Annotated in this window: 16 protein-coding genes; 9 read left to right on the forward strand and 7 right to left on the reverse strand. The window is 58.7% G+C overall.

Annotated features, from left to right (window positions below):
• Window positions 1-337: 337 nt before the first annotated feature.
• Window positions 338-1,840 (forward strand): exopolyphosphatase, encoded by a 1,503-nt coding sequence (ppx, locus tag RGM3321_RS15235; RefSeq protein ID WP_244393744.1) that lies wholly within the window; start codon window positions 338-340, stop codon window positions 1,838-1,840.
• Here ppx and ppk1 read toward each other — a convergent pair.
• Window positions 1,827-4,037, reverse strand: a complete 2,211-nt coding sequence (gene ppk1, locus RGM3321_RS15240; protein ID WP_244393746.1) for a polyphosphate kinase 1 — start codon at window positions 4,035-4,037, stop codon at window positions 1,827-1,829. The two genes, ppx and ppk1, sit on opposite strands and share 14 nt — an antisense overlap.
• Before the next feature lie 16 nt (window positions 4,038-4,053).
• A complete protein-coding gene (gene hemB, locus RGM3321_RS15245; RefSeq protein WP_004655202.1) occupies window positions 4,054-5,064 on the reverse strand; it encodes a porphobilinogen synthase in 1,011 nt (336 codons plus the stop codon).
• A gap of 231 nt (window positions 5,065-5,295) precedes the next feature.
• Between hemB and RGM3321_RS15250 the strand changes: the two genes are divergently transcribed.
• The 5 genes from RGM3321_RS15250 (at window position 5,296) to RGM3321_RS15270 (ending at window position 10,599) form a co-directional block, all read left to right on the forward strand.
• The gene (locus RGM3321_RS15250) at window positions 5,296-5,958 is read left to right on the forward strand and encodes a DedA family protein (protein ID WP_244393748.1); all 663 of its coding nucleotides are present in this window, start codon (window positions 5,296-5,298) and stop codon (window positions 5,956-5,958) included.
• Window positions 5,959-6,165: 207 nt separating this feature from the next.
• Window positions 6,166-6,834, forward strand: coding sequence for an isoprenoid biosynthesis glyoxalase ElbB (gene elbB, locus RGM3321_RS15255; RefSeq protein ID WP_244393749.1), 669 nt, complete (start codon window positions 6,166-6,168; stop codon window positions 6,832-6,834).
• A 123-nt stretch (window positions 6,835-6,957) separates the two neighbouring features.
• Window positions 6,958-8,016, forward strand: coding sequence for a PA0069 family radical SAM protein (locus tag RGM3321_RS15260; protein ID WP_244393750.1), 1,059 nt, complete (start codon window positions 6,958-6,960; stop codon window positions 8,014-8,016).
• Window positions 8,017-8,221: 205 nt separating this feature from the next.
• Window positions 8,222-8,962 (forward strand): carbonic anhydrase, encoded by a 741-nt coding sequence (locus RGM3321_RS15265; protein ID WP_244393752.1) that lies wholly within the window; start codon window positions 8,222-8,224, stop codon window positions 8,960-8,962.
• Window positions 8,963-9,066: 104 nt separating this feature from the next.
• On the forward strand, window positions 9,067-10,599 hold the full coding sequence (locus tag RGM3321_RS15270) for a SulP family inorganic anion transporter (protein ID WP_244393753.1): 1,533 nt from the start codon (window positions 9,067-9,069) through the stop codon (window positions 10,597-10,599).
• Between the two features lie 114 nt (window positions 10,600-10,713).
• On the opposite strand, the gene RGM3321_RS15275 is transcribed toward RGM3321_RS15270, so the two are convergent.
• Entirely contained in the window at window positions 10,714-11,364 is a 651-nt protein-coding gene (locus RGM3321_RS15275; protein WP_244393754.1) for a hypothetical protein, read from the reverse strand.
• Between the two features lie 270 nt (window positions 11,365-11,634).
• Here RGM3321_RS15275 and RGM3321_RS15280 point away from each other — a divergent pair, with 270 nt between their 5' ends.
• Together RGM3321_RS15280 and RGM3321_RS15285 are read left to right on the forward strand one after the other, a co-directional pair.
• Window positions 11,635-12,123: a cytochrome c oxidase assembly protein gene (locus RGM3321_RS15280; protein ID WP_244393755.1), complete on the forward strand. Its 489-nt coding sequence runs from the start codon at window positions 11,635-11,637 to the stop codon at window positions 12,121-12,123.
• A 63-nt stretch (window positions 12,124-12,186) separates the two neighbouring features.
• Complete coding sequence (locus tag RGM3321_RS15285) at window positions 12,187-12,819, forward strand: SCO family protein (protein ID WP_244393805.1); 633 nt, start codon at window positions 12,187-12,189, stop codon at window positions 12,817-12,819.
• Window positions 12,820-12,985: 166 nt separating this feature from the next.
• Here the strand turns inward: RGM3321_RS15285 and RGM3321_RS15290 are convergent, their stop codons facing one another.
• From RGM3321_RS15290 to RGM3321_RS15300, 3 genes are read right to left on the reverse strand one after another with little or no spacing between them, the layout of a single operon-like run.
• Window positions 12,986-13,759 (reverse strand): MetQ/NlpA family ABC transporter substrate-binding protein, encoded by a 774-nt coding sequence (locus RGM3321_RS15290; RefSeq protein ID WP_244393756.1) that lies wholly within the window; start codon window positions 13,757-13,759, stop codon window positions 12,986-12,988.
• Window positions 13,760-13,808: 49 nt separating this feature from the next.
• Window positions 13,809-14,483, reverse strand: coding sequence for a methionine ABC transporter permease (locus RGM3321_RS15295; protein ID WP_004666537.1), 675 nt, complete (start codon window positions 14,481-14,483; stop codon window positions 13,809-13,811).
• Window positions 14,483-15,490: a methionine ABC transporter ATP-binding protein gene (locus RGM3321_RS15300; protein WP_244393757.1), complete on the reverse strand. Its 1,008-nt coding sequence runs from the start codon at window positions 15,488-15,490 to the stop codon at window positions 14,483-14,485. The genes RGM3321_RS15295 and RGM3321_RS15300 overlap by 1 nt, the downstream gene beginning before the upstream one ends.
• Before the next feature lie 306 nt (window positions 15,491-15,796).
• On the opposite strand from RGM3321_RS15300, the gene katE reads away from it, so the two are divergent.
• Window positions 15,797-17,947 (forward strand): catalase HPII, encoded by a 2,151-nt coding sequence (gene katE, locus RGM3321_RS15305; RefSeq protein WP_244393758.1) that lies wholly within the window; start codon window positions 15,797-15,799, stop codon window positions 17,945-17,947.
• Window positions 17,948-18,099: 152 nt separating this feature from the next.
• Here katE and RGM3321_RS15310 read toward each other — a convergent pair whose 3' ends face one another.
• Complete coding sequence (locus RGM3321_RS15310) at window positions 18,100-18,816, reverse strand: PA5502 family lipoprotein (RefSeq protein ID WP_244393759.1); 717 nt, start codon at window positions 18,814-18,816, stop codon at window positions 18,100-18,102.
• Window positions 18,817-18,820: the final 4 nt, after the last annotated feature.

Genomic DNA, 18,820 nt, shown 5'->3' on the forward strand with positions numbered 1-18,820 from the left:
TCTTGGTGGGAGTGAGCTTGCTCACGAAGACTTTGGTCCAAACGCCATATTTCCGGGGGCTGCACCGGCCTCTTCGCGAGCAAGCTCGCTCCCACGAAGACTGGGTATTACGCTGAGCGCGGCGCATAGACACTATGGCGTTCTTAGGGATACCTCTCGTTCCGCACGCTTTAGCGTGGCAATGCATTTTGGTGACGCTCTGCGTCACATGGCATTGATAGCCATACGCCACGCGCGCGAGTAATACCGGGTATTTCCGCCGCCTGGACAGCTTCGCGTTGGCGGCAGGCATGGATCGTGGCACGATGGTCCGGTTATCGAACTGGATTTCCTTACCATGCCGCACTCAACACCCAAGAATTTTTCACTGATCGCCGCCATCGACCTGGGCTCCAACAGTTTTCATATGGTTGTGGCGAAAGCCAATCAGGGCGAAATTCGCATTCTTGAGCGCCTGGGCGAGAAGGTGCAGTTGGCCGCTGGCATCGACGAAGAACGCCAGTTGACCGAAGAATCCATGCAGCGCGGTCTCGACTGCCTGAAACGCTTTGCCCAGCTGATCAATGGTCTGCCGCCCGGTGCCGTACGCATCGTGGGCACCAACGCGCTGCGTGAAGCCCGCAACCGCAACGACTTCATTCATCGCGCCGAAGAGATTCTCGGCCATCCGGTGGAAGTGATCTCCGGCCGCGAAGAGGCGCGCCTCATTTATCTGGGCGTTTCGCACACGCTGGCCGACACCCCCGGCAAGCGTCTGGTCGCCGACATCGGCGGCGGCAGTACCGAATTTATCATCGGCCAGCGCTTTGAGCCGCTACTGCGTGAAAGCCTGCAGATGGGCTGCGTGAGTTTTACTCAGCGCTACTTCCGCGACGGCAAGGTGACACCCGCGCGCTACGCACAGGCCTACACCGCTGCCCGTTTGGAAATCATGAGCATCGAACATGCGCTGCATCGCCTGAAGTGGGATGAAGCCATTGGTTCGTCAGGCACCATTCGCGCTATCGGCCTTGCGCTCAAAGCCAATGGTTACGGCGCTGGCGAGGTCAATGCCGAAGGGCTGGCCTGGCTCAAGCGCAAGCTGTTCAAGCTGGGTGACGTCGAAAAGATCGACTTCGACGGCATCAAGCCCGACCGTCGCGCGATTTTCCCCGCAGGCCTGGCGATTCTTGAAGCGATCTTCGATGCGCTTGAGCTCAAGCGCATGGATCACTGCGAAGGCGCCCTGCGTGAAGGCGTGCTGTACGACCTGATGGGCCGCCATCATCATGAAGACGTGCGTGAGCGCACCCTCAGCTCGCTGATGGAGCGCTACCATGTTGATCTGGAACAGGCCGCACGCGTCGAAGCCAAGGCGTTGCATGCGCTGGAGCAGGTTGCCGAAAGCTGGGAGTTGCAACACGAGAGCTACGCCGAACTGCTGAGCTGGGCCGCCAAGGTGCATGAGATCGGCCTGGACATTGCTCACTATCATTACCACAAGCACGGCGCGTACCTGATCGAGCATTCTGACCTAGCCGGTTTCTCACGCGAAGACCAGCAAATGCTTGCTCTGCTGGTGCGCGGTCATCGCCGCAATATCCCCAAGGACAAGTTCGCCGATTTCGGCGCAGAAGGCATCAAGCTGATTCGCCTGTGCGTGTTGTTGCGCTTTGCGATTCTGTTTCACCACATTCGTGGCACCCAGGAGATGCCACGCGTGATCTTGCGTGCCGACGGCCCGAATCTGGACGCCGAATTCCCGAAAGGCTGGCTGGAAAACAATCAGCTGACTCAGGCCGACTTCGCGCTGGAAGCGGAGTGGCTGACCCGAGTCGGCATCGTCTTCAGCGTACGCTGAGGACCGGGTTGCTCAGGCGCTCCAGCAGGGTCGCCTGGGCGCTTCGGGCGTTCTGATTGCCGGTCGGCGTGCTGCGCACGTAACGCCCGTCTGACTGCAACAGCCAGCTGTGGGTGTTGTCGGTCAGGTAGCTTTCCAGCTCCTTCTTCACACGCAGAATCAACTTCTTGCCTTCCACCGGGAAGCAGGTCTCGACGCGCTTGTCGAGGTTGCGCTCCATCCAGTCGGCACTCGACAGGAACATCTGCTCGTCGCCGCCGTTGAGGAAGTAGAACACGCGCGTGTGCTCCAGGAATCGGCCGATGATCGAGCGCACATGGATGTTGTGCGAAACCCCGGCGATGCCCGGACGCAGGCAGCACATGCCGCGCACCACCAGATCGATGCGCACACCGGACTGACTGGCCTTGTACAACGCGCGAATGATCTTCGGATCGGTCAACGAGTTGAACTTGGCGATGATGTGCGCTGGCTTGCCATCGAGCGCAAACTGCGTCTCGCGGGCAATCATGTCGAGCATGCCTTTCTTGAGCGTGAAAGGCGCATGCAGCAGTTTTTTCATGCGCAGCGTCTTGCCCATGCCGATCAACTGGCTGAACAGTTTGCCGACGTCTTCACACAACGCATCGTCAGAGGTCAGCAGGCTGTAGTCGGTGTAAAGACGCGCGTTACCGGCGTGATAGTTACCGGTCCCGAGGTGTGCATAACGCACGATCTCGCCAGCTTCGCGACGCAGGATCAGCATCATCTTGGCGTGGGTCTTGAAGCCGACCACACCGTAGATCACCACCGCACCGGCAGCCTGAAGACGGCTGGCCAGTTGCAGGTTGGACTCTTCGTCAAAACGGGCGCGCAGTTCGATCACCGCGGTGACCTCTTTACCGTTACGCGCCGCATCGACCAGCGCATCGACGATTTCCGAGTTCGCACCGCTGCGGTACAGCGTCTGGCGCACAGCCAGAACGTGTGGATCCTTTGCCGCCTGACGCAGCAGGTCGACAACCGGCGTGAATGACTCGAAAGGATGCAGCAGCAGAATGTCCTGCTTGCTGATCACGCTGAAAATGTTTTCGCTGTTCTGCAGCAGTTTGGGGATCGCTGGCGTGAACGGCGGGTATTGCAATTCAGGGTGGCTGTCCAGGCCAGTAATGCTGAACAGACGCGTCAGGTTGACCGGCCCGTTGACCTGATACAGCTCGGACTCGTTCAGGTTGAACTGCTTGAGCAGGTAGTCCGACAGGTGTTTGGGGCAGGTATCCGCCACTTCCAGACGTACCGCATCGCCGTAGCGACGCGAGAACAGCTCGCCGCGCAGGGCCCGCGCCAGGTCTTCCACGTCTTCCGAGTCCAGCGCCAGATCGGCGTTTCGGGTCAGGCGGAACTGGTAGCAGCCCTTGACTTTCATACCCTGAAACAGGTCGTCGGCGTGAGCGTGGATCATCGACGACAGGAACACGAAGTTGTCGCCTGGGCCACAAACCTCTTCCGGCACCTTGATGACACGCGGCAGCAAACGCGGTGCCGGGATGATCGCAAGACCCGAGTCGCGACCGAAGGCATCGATACCTTCAAGCTCGACAATGAAGTTCAGGCTCTTGTTGACCAGCAACGGGAACGGGTGCGTCGGGTCCAGACCGATCGGGGTGATGATCGGCGCGATCTCGTCACGGAAGTAGCGACGTACCCAGGCCTTGAGTTTGGCCGTCCAGTGACGACGACGAATGAAGCGGACCTGATGCTTTTCCAGCTCCGGGAGCAGAATGTCGTTGAGGATCGCGTACTGGCGATCAACATGGCCATGCACCAGCTCGCTGATTCTGGCCAGCGCCTGGTGCGGCTGCAAACCGTCGGCCCCGGCCTGTTCACGGGCAAAGGTGATCTGTTTCTTCAGACCTGCGACACGAATCTCGAAGAACTCATCGAGGTTGCTGGAGAAGATCAGCAGAAACTTCAGCCGCTCCAGCAACGGGTAGGACTCATCGAGCGCCTGCTCCAGTACCCGGATGTTGAACTGCAATTGCGACAGTTCACGGTGGATATACAGGCTGCTGTCGTCCAGGTTCGGAGCGACGATAGCGGGCACCGCAGCGGCAGGTGCCTCAATGGCCGGGATTACTTCGATGTCAGGTTCAACCGCGGGCGTGGCCTGCGGAACATCGACTTCAACAGCGGCTTCGATGAGTGCTTCGGTATTCATGAATGATCCTGTGAGGCTATTGCCCCTTCAACAGTTGAGCGGCGCGAACAGCGAAGTAGGTAAGGATGCCGTCGGCACCGGCGCGTTTGAAGGCTGTGAGGGACTCGAGAATAACCCCTTCACTCAGCCAACCATTCTGGATTGCTGCCATGTGCATCGCGTATTCGCCACTGACCTGATAGACAAAGGTCGGCACTTTGAACTCATCCTTGACCCTGTGCAGGATGTCCAGATAAGGCATGCCTGGCTTGACCATTACCATGTCGGCGCCTTCAGCAAGATCAGCTGCGACTTCGTGCAGTGCCTCGTTGCTGTTGGCCGGGTCCATCTGATAGGACGCCTTGTTGGCCTTGCCCAGATTCAGCGAAGAACCCACCGCATCACGGAACGGGCCGTAATAGGCGCTGGCGTATTTGGCCGAGTAGGCCATGATCCGCACGTTGACGTGCCCGGCCAGTTCCAGCGACTCACGGATGGCCTGGATGCGACCGTCCATCATGTCCGACGGAGCGATCACCTGAGCACCTGCATCGGCGTGCGACAAGGCCTGCTTCACCAGTGCGTCGACAGTGATGTCGTTCTGCACATAGCCCTCTTCGTCGAGGATGCCGTCCTGACCATGAGTGGTAAACGGGTCCAGCGCCACATCAGTGATGACGCCCAGCTCCGGGAAACGGTCACGCAACGCGCGGGTGGCGCGTTGCGCAATGCCATCCGGGTTCCAGGCTTCAGCGCCATCCAGAGATTTTTTCTCGGCAGGCGTTACCGGGAACAAGGCCAGTGCAGGAATGCCCAGCGCAACCCAGTGCTCGGCTTCCTCAAGCAACAGATCGACACTAAGACGCTCGACGCCAGGCATCGAGGCGATGGATTCACGACGGTTTTCACCATCGAGGACAAATACGGGGAGAATCAGATCATCAACGGTGACAACGTTTTCACGCACCAGCCTACGGGAAAAGTCGTCGCGGCGATTACGGCGCAGACGAGTGAGAGGAAACAGGCGGTTTGCGGGGGTAAAGCTCACGGCGAGACTCCTGAGCCCGCTTACGCGGGCAAGCGCGACAGTTATAAGCCGCCATTATGACCAATGTGTGACAGTCATGGTTCGACCTGCGACTGCACGTCGCGGTCATGGCCCTTATGAGGATCCGACCATTGTGGTTGCAAGAATCTTTAACGTCGAGACACATATCGACACTTTCATCATTGCCTTGGGCGCGTTAGGCTGCGCGTTCATTTCGCCAGCATCCAGACAATGCTCCAGAATTTCTTGAACGAATTCGGCTACTTTGCCCTGTTCCTCGGCACCTTTTTTGAAGGCGAGACCATTCTGGTTCTCGCCGGCTTTCTGGCGTTTCGCGGATACATGGACCTCAATATCGTCATCCTCGTCGCCTTCTGCGGCAGCTATGCGGGCGACCAGTTGTGGTATTTCATGGGGCGCAAACACGGCCGCAAGCTCCTGGCGCGCAAGCCCCGCTGGCAACTCATGGGCGACAAGGCCCTGCGGCTGGTGCGCAAGCACCCGGACATATGGGTACTGAGCTTCCGCTTCGTGTATGGCCTGCGAACGGTCATGCCGGTGGCCATCGGTCTGTCAGGCTACCCGCCGGGGCGTTACCTGCTGCTCAACGGTATCGGTGCGGCTGTCTGGGCGGCGGCGCTGGGTTCGGCGGCCTACCATTTCGGCGCGGTTCTCGAGAGCTTGCTGGGCAACGTCAAGAAATACGAACTCTGGGTGCTCGGTGCCCTGATACTGCTCGGCCTTGGTCTATGGCTGCGCCGACGCATCAAGAACGCGCGTATTGCCCGTGAAGAGCGTGAAGAAAAGAGCCGCTTCTGTGCATCGACAGCGGCGTCCGATCTGGATACACCTGTCACCGTGCCCGTCGACCTGACGAAAAAATCCGACGATTAATTTCTCCGTTTCTTTCCCCGAGTGCAGGCTGACAGGCCTCACTCGGCGGCAGCGCGCAGCCGCTGCCTGACCTTGCGAGCACCGCCCTTCCCCACGCACGTTTGCGTAGCCTGTAACGCGTGAACTGAACACTCGGCCTGTAAAGCGATCAATTAATGGACGAATTAAAAGAAGCCTTAGATTGCTCAAGTACAAGGAGCCGAATCGATGCAGAAAAAAGTGGCTGTAATCCTGTCCGGCTGTGGCGTCTATGACGGTGCCGAAATCCATGAAAGCGTCCTCACCCTGCTTCGTCTGGATCAACGTGGTGCGCAGGTCCAGTGCTTTGCGCCGAACATTGCCCAGCATCACGTCATCAATCACCTGACTGGCGAGGAAATGCCCGAGTCGCGCAATGTGCTGATCGAATCTGCGCGCATTGCACGGGGCGAAGTGAAAGACATCCGCGAAGCAAATGCAGAAGACTTTGACGCCCTGATCATCCCGGGCGGTTTCGGCTCGGCGAAGAACCTTTCGGACCTTGCCCTGCAAGGCCCTGCGTGTCAGGTGGAAGCCGGGCTGCTGGAACTCGCAGAAGCGTTCGCAGAAGCAGGCAAACCGGTCGGGCTGATCTGCATCACCCCGGCACTTGCAGCGAAGATCTACGGTCCCGGCGTTACCTGCACCATCGGCAACGACCCGGATACCGCTGCGACCATTACCAAAATGGGCGGAAGCCACGCGCCATGCGCTGTCGATGACATCGTCGAAGACGAAGCGCGAAAACTGATCAGCACGCCCGCTTATATGGTTGCCAAAAGCATCAGCGAGGCTGCATCGGGCATTAACAAGCTGGTTGACCGCGTGCTGGAGCTGACCCACGAAGGCGATGCCTGACCTGCCGCCGGACGAACCCAATGCACCGCCCGTCAGACGAGCGGTGTTTTACAAGCCAGTCATAGTGATCCATCACGGCCTTATGCTTTACTGTATGCATAAACAGTATTTGAGTAATGCCAGATGTCCAGCCTCTATCCGGTTCGTGGTCGCGGTACTGCCAGCAATCCGCATAATCGCTTTGCACCCAGCCAGTCCGTAGCCGAAGACGACGGCTGGTATCAGGAAGTGCCACTGACCCAAGGCACCCAGGTCACCAGCGAAACCGCCAAAAGCATCATTACCCGCAATAGCTCGCCGGATATCCCCTTTGATCGCTCGATCAACCCTTACCGAGGCTGCGAGCACGGCTGCATTTATTGTTTCGCCAGGCCCAGCCATGCCTACTGGGACATGTCGCCGGGCCTTGATTTCGAAACAAAGCTGATCGCCAAGACCAACGCGGCGGCACTGCTGGAGCAACAACTCTCCAAGCCAGGCTACCGCTGCGCGCCCATCACGCTGGGGGCCAATACCGACCCGTATCAGCCTATCGAACGTGAATACCGCATCACTCGCGCCACGCTTGAGGTGTTGCTGCGCTACCGGCACCCGGTCAGCATCATTACCAAGGGCTCGCTGATCCTGCGCGACCTGGACCTGCTCGCAGAGATGGCCAGACTTCGGCTGGTATCAGTATTCATCAGCCTGACTACACTGGATGATGAGCTCAAATGCATCCTAGAACCCAGGGCAGCTGCGCCCAAGGCTCGCTTGCGGGCCATTCGGGTGTTGCGCCAGGCGGGCGTGCCCGTCGGGGTGCTGTGCGCGCCCATGATTCCGATGATCAATGACAGCGAACTGGAGGCGCTGCTGAGCGAGGCGAAAGCTGCAGGCGCGCTAAGCGCAAGTTACGTGATGCTGCGCCTGCCGCTGGAGGTCGCCCCGTTGTTCGACGAGTGGCTGAAGACGCATTACCCGCAACGTGCCGAACATGTGATGAGCCTGATTCGTCAAAGCCGCGGCGGAGCGCTGTACGACAGTCAGTTTGGCTCAAGGATGCGCGGTGAAGGGCCGTTTGCCGATCTACTGGCTCAACGCTATGCCCTGGCAATCAAACGGCTTGGATTGAACAAACGTGGCGGTTTCGCACTCGATTGCGATGCTTTTTGTCCGCCAGGAGGACAAATGTCACTGCTGTGACGAACTTGGTACTATCGTGCAAACCCTCGTCCCAGAGCCATCGCATTCAGTTTCGCTTAAGCTTGGGCGATTAGTCTGTAACTCGGAGTGTCACCAGCGATAGCGCTCAAGGGATTTGTTCGTGATGCCATTTACAGGGATCACATCCGGCTCTGGTCAAACAGGCATGAAGAATCCATATCAATCCGTCAGAGAGGATGAAGACATGACAGACATCGGTAAACAGCATTCGGCTACGTCGCCAAGCACATCAAGCCATTCGGACAGCGCCGACGTAGCGTTGAAACACATCGTCGATGGCTTTGTACATTTTCGTAACGAGGTCTTCCCTCAGCAGGAAGAACTGTTCAAGAAGCTGGCGACCGCCCAGTCGCCACGGGCCATGTTCATCACCTGCGCCGACTCGCGCATAGTGCCCGAACTGATTACCCAAAGCTCGCCAGGCGACCTGTTCGTGACGCGTAACGTCGGTAACGTTGTGCCTCCGTATGGCCAGATGAACGGTGGTGTGTCCACAGCTCTGGAATACGCAGTTGTCGCGCTGGGCGTGCAACACATCATTGTCTGCGGGCATTCCGACTGCGGCGCCATGCGTGCAGTACTCAACCCTGACAGCCTGGACAAGATGCCCACGGTAAAAGCCTGGTTGCGTCATGCCGAGGTCGCCCGCACGGTGGTCGAGCAGAACTGCAGCTGCAGCGGCGAGCTGGAAACCATGCAGGTCCTGACTCAGGAAAACGTGATTTCCCAGCTGCAACACTTGCGCACCCACCCTTCGGTTGCAGCGAAGATGGCCAGCGGTCAGTTGTTCATTCACGGCTGGGTCTACAGCATCGAAACCAGCGAAATTCTGGCTTATGACGCCGAGCGTGATCGTTTCATACCGCTCGACGGTACGGGGCCGACACCGATGGCTTCCCCGAAAGCACGCTTTTCAGCCGACTGATTACCAGTCCGACTGACGGCAAGCCCTTCTTTATCAGCTGATGGCGGCTGCGCAGGATGCGCGTCGCCCGTCTTGCCTCGTCTGAAGAATCCCGGAGAAGCGTCATGGGTATTACACAACTGAAATCCGCTTTGCCACGGGAGCTACTCGCTTCCGTGGTCGTGTTTCTGGTCGCACTGCCGCTGTGCATGGGGATTGCAATCGCATCCGGCATGCCTCCGGCCAAAGGCCTGATTACCGGCATCATTGGCGGGTTGGTGGTCGGCTGGATAGCCGGTTCGCCGCTGCAGGTCAGTGGTCCGGCAGCGGGTCTGGCGGTACTGGTTTTTGAAGTGGTGCGCGAGCACGGCATGGCCATGCTGGGCCCGATTCTGCTGCTGGCCGGCCTGCTTCAACTGCTGGCAGGTCGATTCAAGCTTGGCTGCTGGTTTCGGGTCACGGCACCCGCAGTGGTCTATGGCATGCTCGCCGGTATTGGCGTGCTGATCGTCCTGTCACAGGCACACGTCATGTTCGACAGCGGCCCCAAACCTTCCGGGCTGGACAATCTGATCGGCTTCCCCGCCACATTGATGCAGGCCATCGGGCCAGGCACCGGCATGCAGGCCGGTATGCTCGGTCTGGGCACAATGCTGATCATGTGGGGCTGGGAAAAACTCCGTCCGCAGTCTCTGCGCTTCGTACCCGGCGCGCTGTTGGGCGTCGGTATCGCAACCGGCATCAGCCTGTTCATGGCCTTGCAGGTAAAACGTGTCGAAGTGCCGGACAACCTGGCCGACGCCATCGACTGGCTGCGTCCGGCCGACCTGATGAACCTGGCCGATCCGGCCATTCTGGTTGCCGCTATCGTCGTAGCGTTCATTGCCAGTGCCGAAACCCTGCTTTCCGCCTCGGCGGTCGACCGTATGCACAGTGGTCAGCGTTCGGACTTCGACAAGGAACTCAGCGCGCAAGGCGTGGGCAACATGCTCTGCGGCCTGTTGGGTGCATTGCCGATGACCGGCGTTATTGTGCGTAGCTCGGCCAACGTTCAGGCCGGTGCCACGACCCGTTTCTCGACCATCTTTCACGGCCTGTGGCTGCTGGCTTTCGTGTTGCTGCTGTCGAGTGTGCTGCAGAGCATTCCGGTCGCGAGTCTGGCAGGCGTCCTAGTCTACACCGGCTTGAAGCTGGTCGATCTCAAAGCCTTTCGTGGTCTGGGCCGCTACGGCCGGATGCCGATGTTCACCTACGCAGCAACTGCCGTGGCGATCATCTTCACTGACCTGTTGACCGGTGTACTGGTCGGTTTCGGCCTGACCCTGGTCAAGCTGGCGCTCAAGGCGTCGCGCCTGAAGATCAACGTGGTCGAACTGGCGGGCGAGAAAGAGTTTGAGCTGCGTCTGGTCGGTGCCGCGACGTTCCTCAAGGTGCCAGCGCTGACTCAGGCTCTGGGCACTATCCCGCAGGGCAGCACCGTGCATGTGCCTCTGGGCAATCTGTCCTACATAGACCACTCGTGCCTGGAACTGCTGGAAGAGTGGGGACGTTCCAATGCCGCTCATGGCACCCGACTGCTCATTGAGCCGCGTGGGTTGAAGCGTCGTCTGGAAGGGCGGATCTACACAACAAAGGGGATAGGCTCTGGCGCAGCCTGATAGTCAAAGCCTCGGGCTACAGAAGTGATGGGAGCTGGATGGGTCTTCGCGTAGCAGCGGAGCGATATCCGGCTCCTTCCATTGCGGGCGAAGACATTGATTCGGGCCTCTGAATCAGATGACGGAGCGCTCCAGCTCCAGGCCGATGCCCAATTGCCGTGACAGGCTTGGCCAGCGCTTCCACGCTGCCCCTGTATCAGGGCTGGTCAGTTTTTCGCGGTAGGCCTCGACGGAGTCCAGCGCGAAACTTTCATCATCAAGCAGCTTGTCGACGGCATGGTGAACCGCCTCGTCCAGCTGGTTGGCAAATTGCTCGCCGATCAACTGGTGGGCAATCACGCTGGCAACCGTGGTATTTGATGGTATCAGCGGCTGACCGAAATGCTTGATGTACAGGTCATTCACTTCCTCGACCAGCCGATGAGCCAGATAAGCCTCGTCCAACAGGCTTTCCAGACCTTCATGTCCATCCATGATGGAAGGTGGGGCCGCGAAAAAATGCTCGGCGATTTTCAGCACTGGCTTTATCTGCCCTTCGATCCCGGCTTCCAGTGCAACCTCATGAGCAGCGTCCAGCAGATCGGGTACCAGATCGATGTAGGCGGTGACGAAACGCGTCAACACGTCTTTTGCGTCGACATCCGGCAAGTGGATGGCGGGATGGAGATGTGGGAGCTTTTGTTCCAGTTGTTGCAGCAGGTGGCCGGTCCGGGCCTCATGTTGATGGGCTAGTTGTATCTGCTCGCGCAATGCGGCGGTGTTCATGGCGGTGGGGACTCCTGAGGGCATCAAACCCCGTGGTTCGGTTATTGAGAGTCATACGTTAGCTCGGTTAACTAAATGCCTAAGACATTTTTGCTATAACCGGATCGCATTTATATACATTGGCTATATCAAGGCATTTTTTTGCTCAGTTTCTGACAATTTGCCTACAGTGGCGCATAAATACGGCACCTTGCTGTGGTGTAAGCAGGCTACTCTGAAGCCGCCCGCAGCCTTTTCGACACGCTGTCTGACATAAAAAGTGAGCCCGGCATGACTCAGCCTCTTTTATCCAAACGGCTTGCTCTGCGTTCGATCTGTTTGCTGGTGACCATGTTTGTCTGCGGATTTGCATTGCCGTCGCTCTATGGGTTGCTGACCGGGCACGGCAGAAACGGCGAACAGGACGTTTCGCGGCAGATCGAGGTGCAGTTCACCGCCACCAACTCTGCCGGGATGGTCTGGGCGTTCTACCCGCGTACCAGCCAGATGCAAATCAACCCTGGTGCGCTCAACGAAATGATTTTCGTGGCGCAGAACCCTACTGACAAACCGATGAAAGCCCAGGCTGTGCCGGGTATTTCGCCGGGGAAGGCGGCAGAGTGGTTTCACAAGACCGAATGTTTCTGCTTCACCCAACAGACCTTACAGCCGGGTGAGCGTGTCGAAATGCCCGTGCGTTTCATCGTCGACCGCGACTTGCCCACAGAGGTGAAACGCCTGACCCTCGCCTATACGCTGTTCGATGTCACTGCGCCCTAGGCGCTTGATGTCATATAAGCCATCATCCCCAGCCACATGCCGATCACTACCCGCGTTGATGCCATGAACCGTATCCAGAAAACCATTTTTATCGCTGCCGCCATTGTTGCCCTCGTTCTGGGCCTGATCCTCAGCCAGTTGCTGCCGGGCAGCGGGTCAGAGGATCAGGCGGCGCTTAACGACGCAGGCATTGTGCTGCTACCGAAAAGCCGCCAGTTGCCAGCCTTGAGCATGTCGGACCAGAACGGCGTAGCGCTGGCCCTTGATGACTTGAAAGGTAAATGGACGCTGATTTTCTTCGGTTACACCTTCTGCCCGGACATCTGCCCCACGACCCTGGCGCAGATAAAGCAGATCAGGACCGAGCTACCTGAAAAGGTGGTGCAGCGCATGCGTGTGGTGCTGGTCAGCGTCGACCCTGACCGCGACACGCCACAGCAGCTCAAGCAATATCTGGGTTATTTCGACAAGCAGTACATCGGCCTCACGGCACCTGTCGCAGATATCCAGAAGCTGGCCAACGCAGTGAGCATCCCGTTCATTCCGGCCGATACCAGCAAACCGAACTACTTTGTCGACCACAGCGGCAACCTGGCTTTGATCGGGCCGGACGGCACCCAGCGAGGCTTTATCCGCGCGCCGCTGAACAACCAGAAGCTGGTGAAGCAATTGCCTGGGTTGCTGGAGAGGGATTAGTCAGTGCACTGAGACGAAGTCGCCGAGGACGCGGAGCGTCCTGAAGGGCGCTACCACGCGGAGCGTGGGAGCAATAGGGTTGTGTCTGGCGCGGGAATGCAGCCCCAATGCTCTGCGTCGCCAAGGACACAGAGCCTCGGCGCGAGAACCACAAGGTGCGATCAGATCAGAACGCGGGAACCACAGCGCCTTTATACTTTTCGGCCAGGAAGGTTTTCACTTCAGGGCTCTGCAGGGCCGCCACCAGCTTTTTCATCGCGTCTGAATCCTTGTTGTCCGGGCGGGCAACCAGAATGTTCGCGTAGGGCGAATCGGCACCTTCGATGATCAGTGCGTCCTTGGTCGGCTCAAGCTTGGCGCTCAAGGCATAATTAGTGTTGATCAGCGCCAGATCGACTTGAGTCAGTACGCGGGGCAGCGTAGCCGCCTCCAGCTCACGGAACTTGAGGTCTTTCGGGTTATTCACGACATCCGAAGGCTTGGACAGGATATTGGTCGGATCCTTCAAGGTAATCAGACCTGCCTTGGCCAGCAGCAGCAAGGCACGGCCTTCATTGGTGGCGTCGTTTGGCAGGGCGACGTTGGCACCGTTGGGTAGCTCTTCCAGCTTCTTGAACTTGTCCGAGTACGCGCCGAACGGTTCTACGTGAACTTTGGCTACGGCCACCAGATCTGTGCCCTTGCCCTTGTTGAACTCATCCAGATACGGCTGGTGCTGGAAGAAGTTCGCGTCCATACGCTTCTGCGACACCTGTACGTTCGGCTGGATGTAGTCGTTGAACACCTTGATGTTCAAGTCCACGCCCTCTTTGGCCAGCGTCGGTTTGACGAACTCGAGAATCTCGGCGTGCGGCATGGCAGAGGCCGCGACGGTCAGGGTTTCGTTGGCCTGCGCGGACAAGGCAGTAACAGCGGCGAATATGGCCAATAGTTTTTTCATGCAACAACTCCTTTGGGCCCGCACAGGCGGGCCAATACCAACGGTTCGATCAACGATGTGTGAAATGCGCGACCAGTCTGTCGCCGATGGTTTGCAGAATCTGCACCAGCACCAGCAACAATACGACCGTCACGAACATCACATCGTTCTGGAAGCGTTGATAACCATATCGGATGGCCAGATCGCCCAGCCCGCCCGCCCCCACGGCACCGGCCATGGCGGTGAACGACACCAGCGCAATGGCGGTAACAGTGATTGCAGCCAGAATGCCGGGGCGCGCTTCAGGCAGCAGCGCCTTGACGATAATCTGCCGAGTCGTGGCGCCCATGGCCTGCGTGGCTTCGATGATGCCGCGATCCACTTCGCGCAATGCTGTCTCTACCAGACGCGCAAAGAACGGGGTGGCACCGGCGATCAGCGGCGGCAACGTGCCGAGGATGCCCAGTGACGTGCCGGTAATGATTTCGGTGAGCGGCATCATCACGATCAGCAGGATGATGAACGGCAACGCACGCAGCATGTTCACAATCAGCCCGACCGTGGCGTACAGTTGCTTGTGTTCCAGCAACTGACGCGGCGAAGTGAGGAACATCAGCACACCCAGCGGCAGGCCAAGCAGGATGGTGAAGCCAAGCGAAACACCGAGCATGATCAACGTGTCGCCGGTGGCGACCCAGATCTCGTACCAGTCGACATTGGAAAACAGGTTCAGAAAAGCGTCCATCAGCGCAGCACCTCCATATGAACGTCGGCGGCGGTGAAGCGCGCAAAGGCAGCGTCCATATCACCGCCGGTAATGGCCAGCGTCAACTGCCCGTAAGGGGTGTCCTTGATGCGGTCAATGCGTCCGGCAAGGATGCTGTAGTCGACGCCGGTTTCGCGTGCCACGGTGCCCAGCAAAGGCGCATACGTCGCCTCGCCCTGAAAGGTCAGGCGCACGATACGGCCTTGAACATGAGCGAAGTCGTCACGCTGTTCGTTTTCATCGATCTGGTCATCTTCCTGCACAAAACGCTTGGTCGTCGGGTGCTGCGGATGCAGAAATACATCGGCGACCTTGCCTTGCTCGACAATCACGCCAGCGTCCATGACCGCCACCTGGTCACAGACGCGACGAATCACGTCCATTTCATGGGTGATGAGCACGATGGTCAGCTTCAGCTCGCGATTGATCTCGGCCAACAGTTGCAAAACCGACGCAGTGGTCTGCGGGTCCAGCGCGCTGGTGGCTTCGTCGCACAGCAGGATTTTCGGTTTGGTGGCCAGGGCGCGGGCGATGCCGACGCGCTGCTTCTGGCCGCCGGACAATTGCGCCGGGTATTTTTTCGCATGATCGGACAACCCAACCCGCTCCAGCAGCTCAGCCACGCGCTGGTCGATCTGCTTGCGAGGCATATCACCGGCCAGCGTCAGCGGCATCGCAACATTATCGGCCACGGTTTTGGAGGCCAGCAGATTGAAGTGCTGGAAGATCATCCCGACTTGTTGGCGGAAGCGGCGCAAACCGTTGGCATCAAGCGCCGTGACGTCTTCACCATCAACAACGATCTGTCCACCGCTCGGGGTCTCCAGACGGTTGATCAGGCGCAGCAGGGTACTTTTGCCAGCGCCGGAATGGCCGATGATGCCGAACACCTGGCCGCCGTCGACGCGCAGGCTGGTAGGGTGCACGGCCGGTATTTCCTTGCCTGCCACCCGGTAGGTTTTGTGGACGTTATGAAACTCGATCACGGAGCGAACCTTGTGGGGCGCGTTAAAAAATCAGCGCAGTGGCAGGACGCCACTTGCTTCGTTACCTCGGCCGGGTAAAGCCGGGCGCGCATTTTAGCCTGTCCGGCCCGCTGTGCTTAGCATTTATTTGCAAGCTGCCCTGCGCAATGGGCATAACGCGACCGTTGGTGAAAGTGTACGGCAAATAAAGGGAACGGCTGTTTTAGGCCTCGGTCACTTCTTGGATACCGTGATTTCCCGCTTACGTCAGGGAAGTCGTATTCAGCGAACCCAACTCAACGATTGGGGCGATATAAGGAGTTTCTGATGGCTAGCAAGAAAGCACCACCTGCAACCGAAACGCTGAAAAGCGCAATGGCAGGTACCGAAACCCCGGACCGTGGCAACACCAACGACAAGCTGGACAGCCTCGAGCAGTTTCGCTCGGACGCTACCAGCCAGGCATTGCGTACCAATCACGGCGTCAAGATTTCCGACAACCAGAACACCCTGAAAGTCGGCAGCCGTGGCCCGTCGCTGCTTGAAGACTTCATCATGCGTGAAAAGATCACGCACTTTGACCATGAGCGCATCCCGGAGCGTATCGTTCACGCCCGCGGCACAGCGGCACATGGTTATTTCCAGACCTACGAAGACCATGGCGCGCTGAGTAAAGCGGGCTTTCTGCGTGATCCGGGCAAGAAGACCCCGGTGTTCGTGCGCTTCTCCACCGTTCAGGGCCCACGTGGTTCGGGCGACACCGTGCGTGACGTGCGTGGCTTTGCCGTCAAGCTCTACACCGACGAAGGCAACTTCGACCTGGTGGGGAACAACATGCCGGTGTTCTTCATTCAGGACGCGATCAAGTTTCCTGACTTCGTGCACGCGGTGAAACCCGAGCCGCACAACGAAATCCCGACCGGGGGCTCTGCTCACGATACCTTCTGGGACTTCGTTTCGCTGGTGCCGGAATCTGCGCACATGGTGCTGTGGACCATGTCCGACCGTGCTATTCCGAAAAGCCTGCGCACCATGCAGGGCTTCGGTATCCACACCTTCCGTTTTATCAATACCGAAGGTAAGTCGAGCTTCGTGAAGTTTCACTGGAAGCCCAAGTTCGGCGTGTGCTCGCTGGTGTGGGACGAAGCGCAGAAGCTCGCCGGCAAGGACACCGATTTCCACCGCCGCGACCTGTGGGAGTCCATCGAGATGGGCGACTACCCGGAATGGGAACTGGGCGTGCAGATCGTCGCCGAGGAAGACGAACACAAGTTCGACTTCGACCTGCTCGATCCGACCAAGATCATTCCCGAAGAACTGGTACCGGTCACTCCGCTGGGCAAGATGGTACTGAACCGCAACCCGGACAACTATTTCGCCGAGACCGAGCAGGTTGCCTTTTGCCCGGGCCACATCGTGCCGGGTATCGACTTCTCCAACGACCCGTTGCTGCAAGGTCGTCTGTTCTCCTACACCGACACGCAGATCAGCCGTCTTGGTGGGCCGAACTTTCACGAGATCCCGATCAACCGTCCGATTGCGCCGAACCACAACGGTCAGCGCGATGCACAACACCGCACCACCATCGACAAGGGCCGCGCTTCCTACGAGCCGAATTCGATTGATGGCGGCTGGCCGAAAGAAACCCCTGCCGGCCCGGTAGATGGCGGCTTCGAGACTTACCCTGAGCGCGTTGAAGCGCACAAGGTGCGTGAGCGCAGCGAATCGTTTGGCGACCACTTCTCGCAGGCCACATTGTTCTTCCAGAGCATGAGCCATCACGAGAAAGAGCACATCATCGCGGCTTACAGCTTCGAGCTGGGCAAGGTCGAGCGCGAGTACATTCGTGCCCGTCAGGTCAACGAGATTCTGGCCAATATCGACCTGGAGCTGGCCAGTCGCGTAGCTGCCAATCTGGGCTTGCCAGCACCAACTGCCGGGACCGTACCGGTGCGCCCGACCTCGGTAAAAGAGTCTCCGGCGCTAAGCCAGGTCAACCTGTTGTCTGGCGATATCGTTTCGCGCAAGGTTGCCATTCTTGTGGCAGACGGCGTGGACGGCAAAGCAGTCGAAGCCATGAAAGCCGCACTGACTGCCGAAGGCGCACACGCCAAGGTACTGGGCCCGACCTCCGCACCGGTCAAGACCGCTGACGGCAAGAGCCTGCCAGTGGACGCATCGGCTGAAGGCCTGCCTTCGGTAGCGTTCGACGCAGTCTTCGTGCCGGGCGGCAAGGCTTCGATCGAGGCGCTGAAAGGCGACGGCGTGGCATTGCACTTCATCCTGGAAGCCTACAAGCACCTCAAGGCCATCTCCGTTGCCGGGGAAGCCAAGGATCTGCTGAGCTTGTTGCGTCTGGATGAAGATGCCGGCCTGCTGGTGGTATCCGATAGCAAATCGTTCAAACCGTTCTTCCACGCGATTGCTCAGCACCGCGTGTGGGATCGTGAAGTGAAAGCCAAGGCTGTACCGGCTTGATCTGACGCGGCTACATCGCTCCCACGCTCCGGCGTGGGAGCGCCTTTCTGAACACTCTCACCCTCCGCATAGACTCCCGAACACTTCTCGTTCCTCACGCTCCGCGTAGGAATGCAGTTCTGGACGCTCTGCGTCCACTTTGAAGGATCGACTCAGGACTTCGCTGGCGTCAGCACAATATGCGCTTTTTCATTGCGCTCGATCTGACGACGCAATTCCAGCTCAAAATCCGGATTGGCTTTGACCACCCGCTTGGTCAGCAAAGTAGCCAGCCACGGGTAGTCTTCGGTACGCGGCACCACCAGCAGTACTTCACAGTTGAACGCTACGGTATCGGCTGCGATATCGTCCAGTTGACGACGCAGTGCACGCATATCGCCGATTTTAAGATCAATCGTGGTTTTCTCCGCTGACGGATCGACCAGCTTGGCCACCCTTCTGGCTTCCGCCGCCTTCAAATCTGCTTCGGCTTTCTCCAGCTCGGCCTTGCGCGCATGAGCGATAGCGCCGTTGACGCCACTGGTCAGCGCCGGTGCCTTGGGCATCAGCGCGCGCGCACGAGTCAGTGCGTTGGCCGCCGCATTCATATCACCCTTCTGCAGGCTGATCTGGCTGCGGCTCAGATAGGCTTCGGCCAGACGGCGCTGAAAAGGCTCAAGGCGAATATCGGCAGGATTGGCGGCCTGCAACGCGGCCAGTTGATCCTCGGCCGTCGCCAGCTCATTGCTGACGATGTTCTGCTCCAGCTGAGCGAACGCGTCAGGTTGAACCTCGGAGGCAGGCGTCTCGGCAGTGGGCGCACTCTGGCAGGCACCCAGCAGGATGGAAAATGCGACAAGCAGCAGATAGCGTGGGGCGAACGGCTTCATTCCT

Source organism: Pseudomonas sp. RGM 3321 (genome assembly GCF_022836805.1).
Taxonomy (GTDB): domain Bacteria; phylum Pseudomonadota; class Gammaproteobacteria; order Pseudomonadales; family Pseudomonadaceae; genus Aquipseudomonas.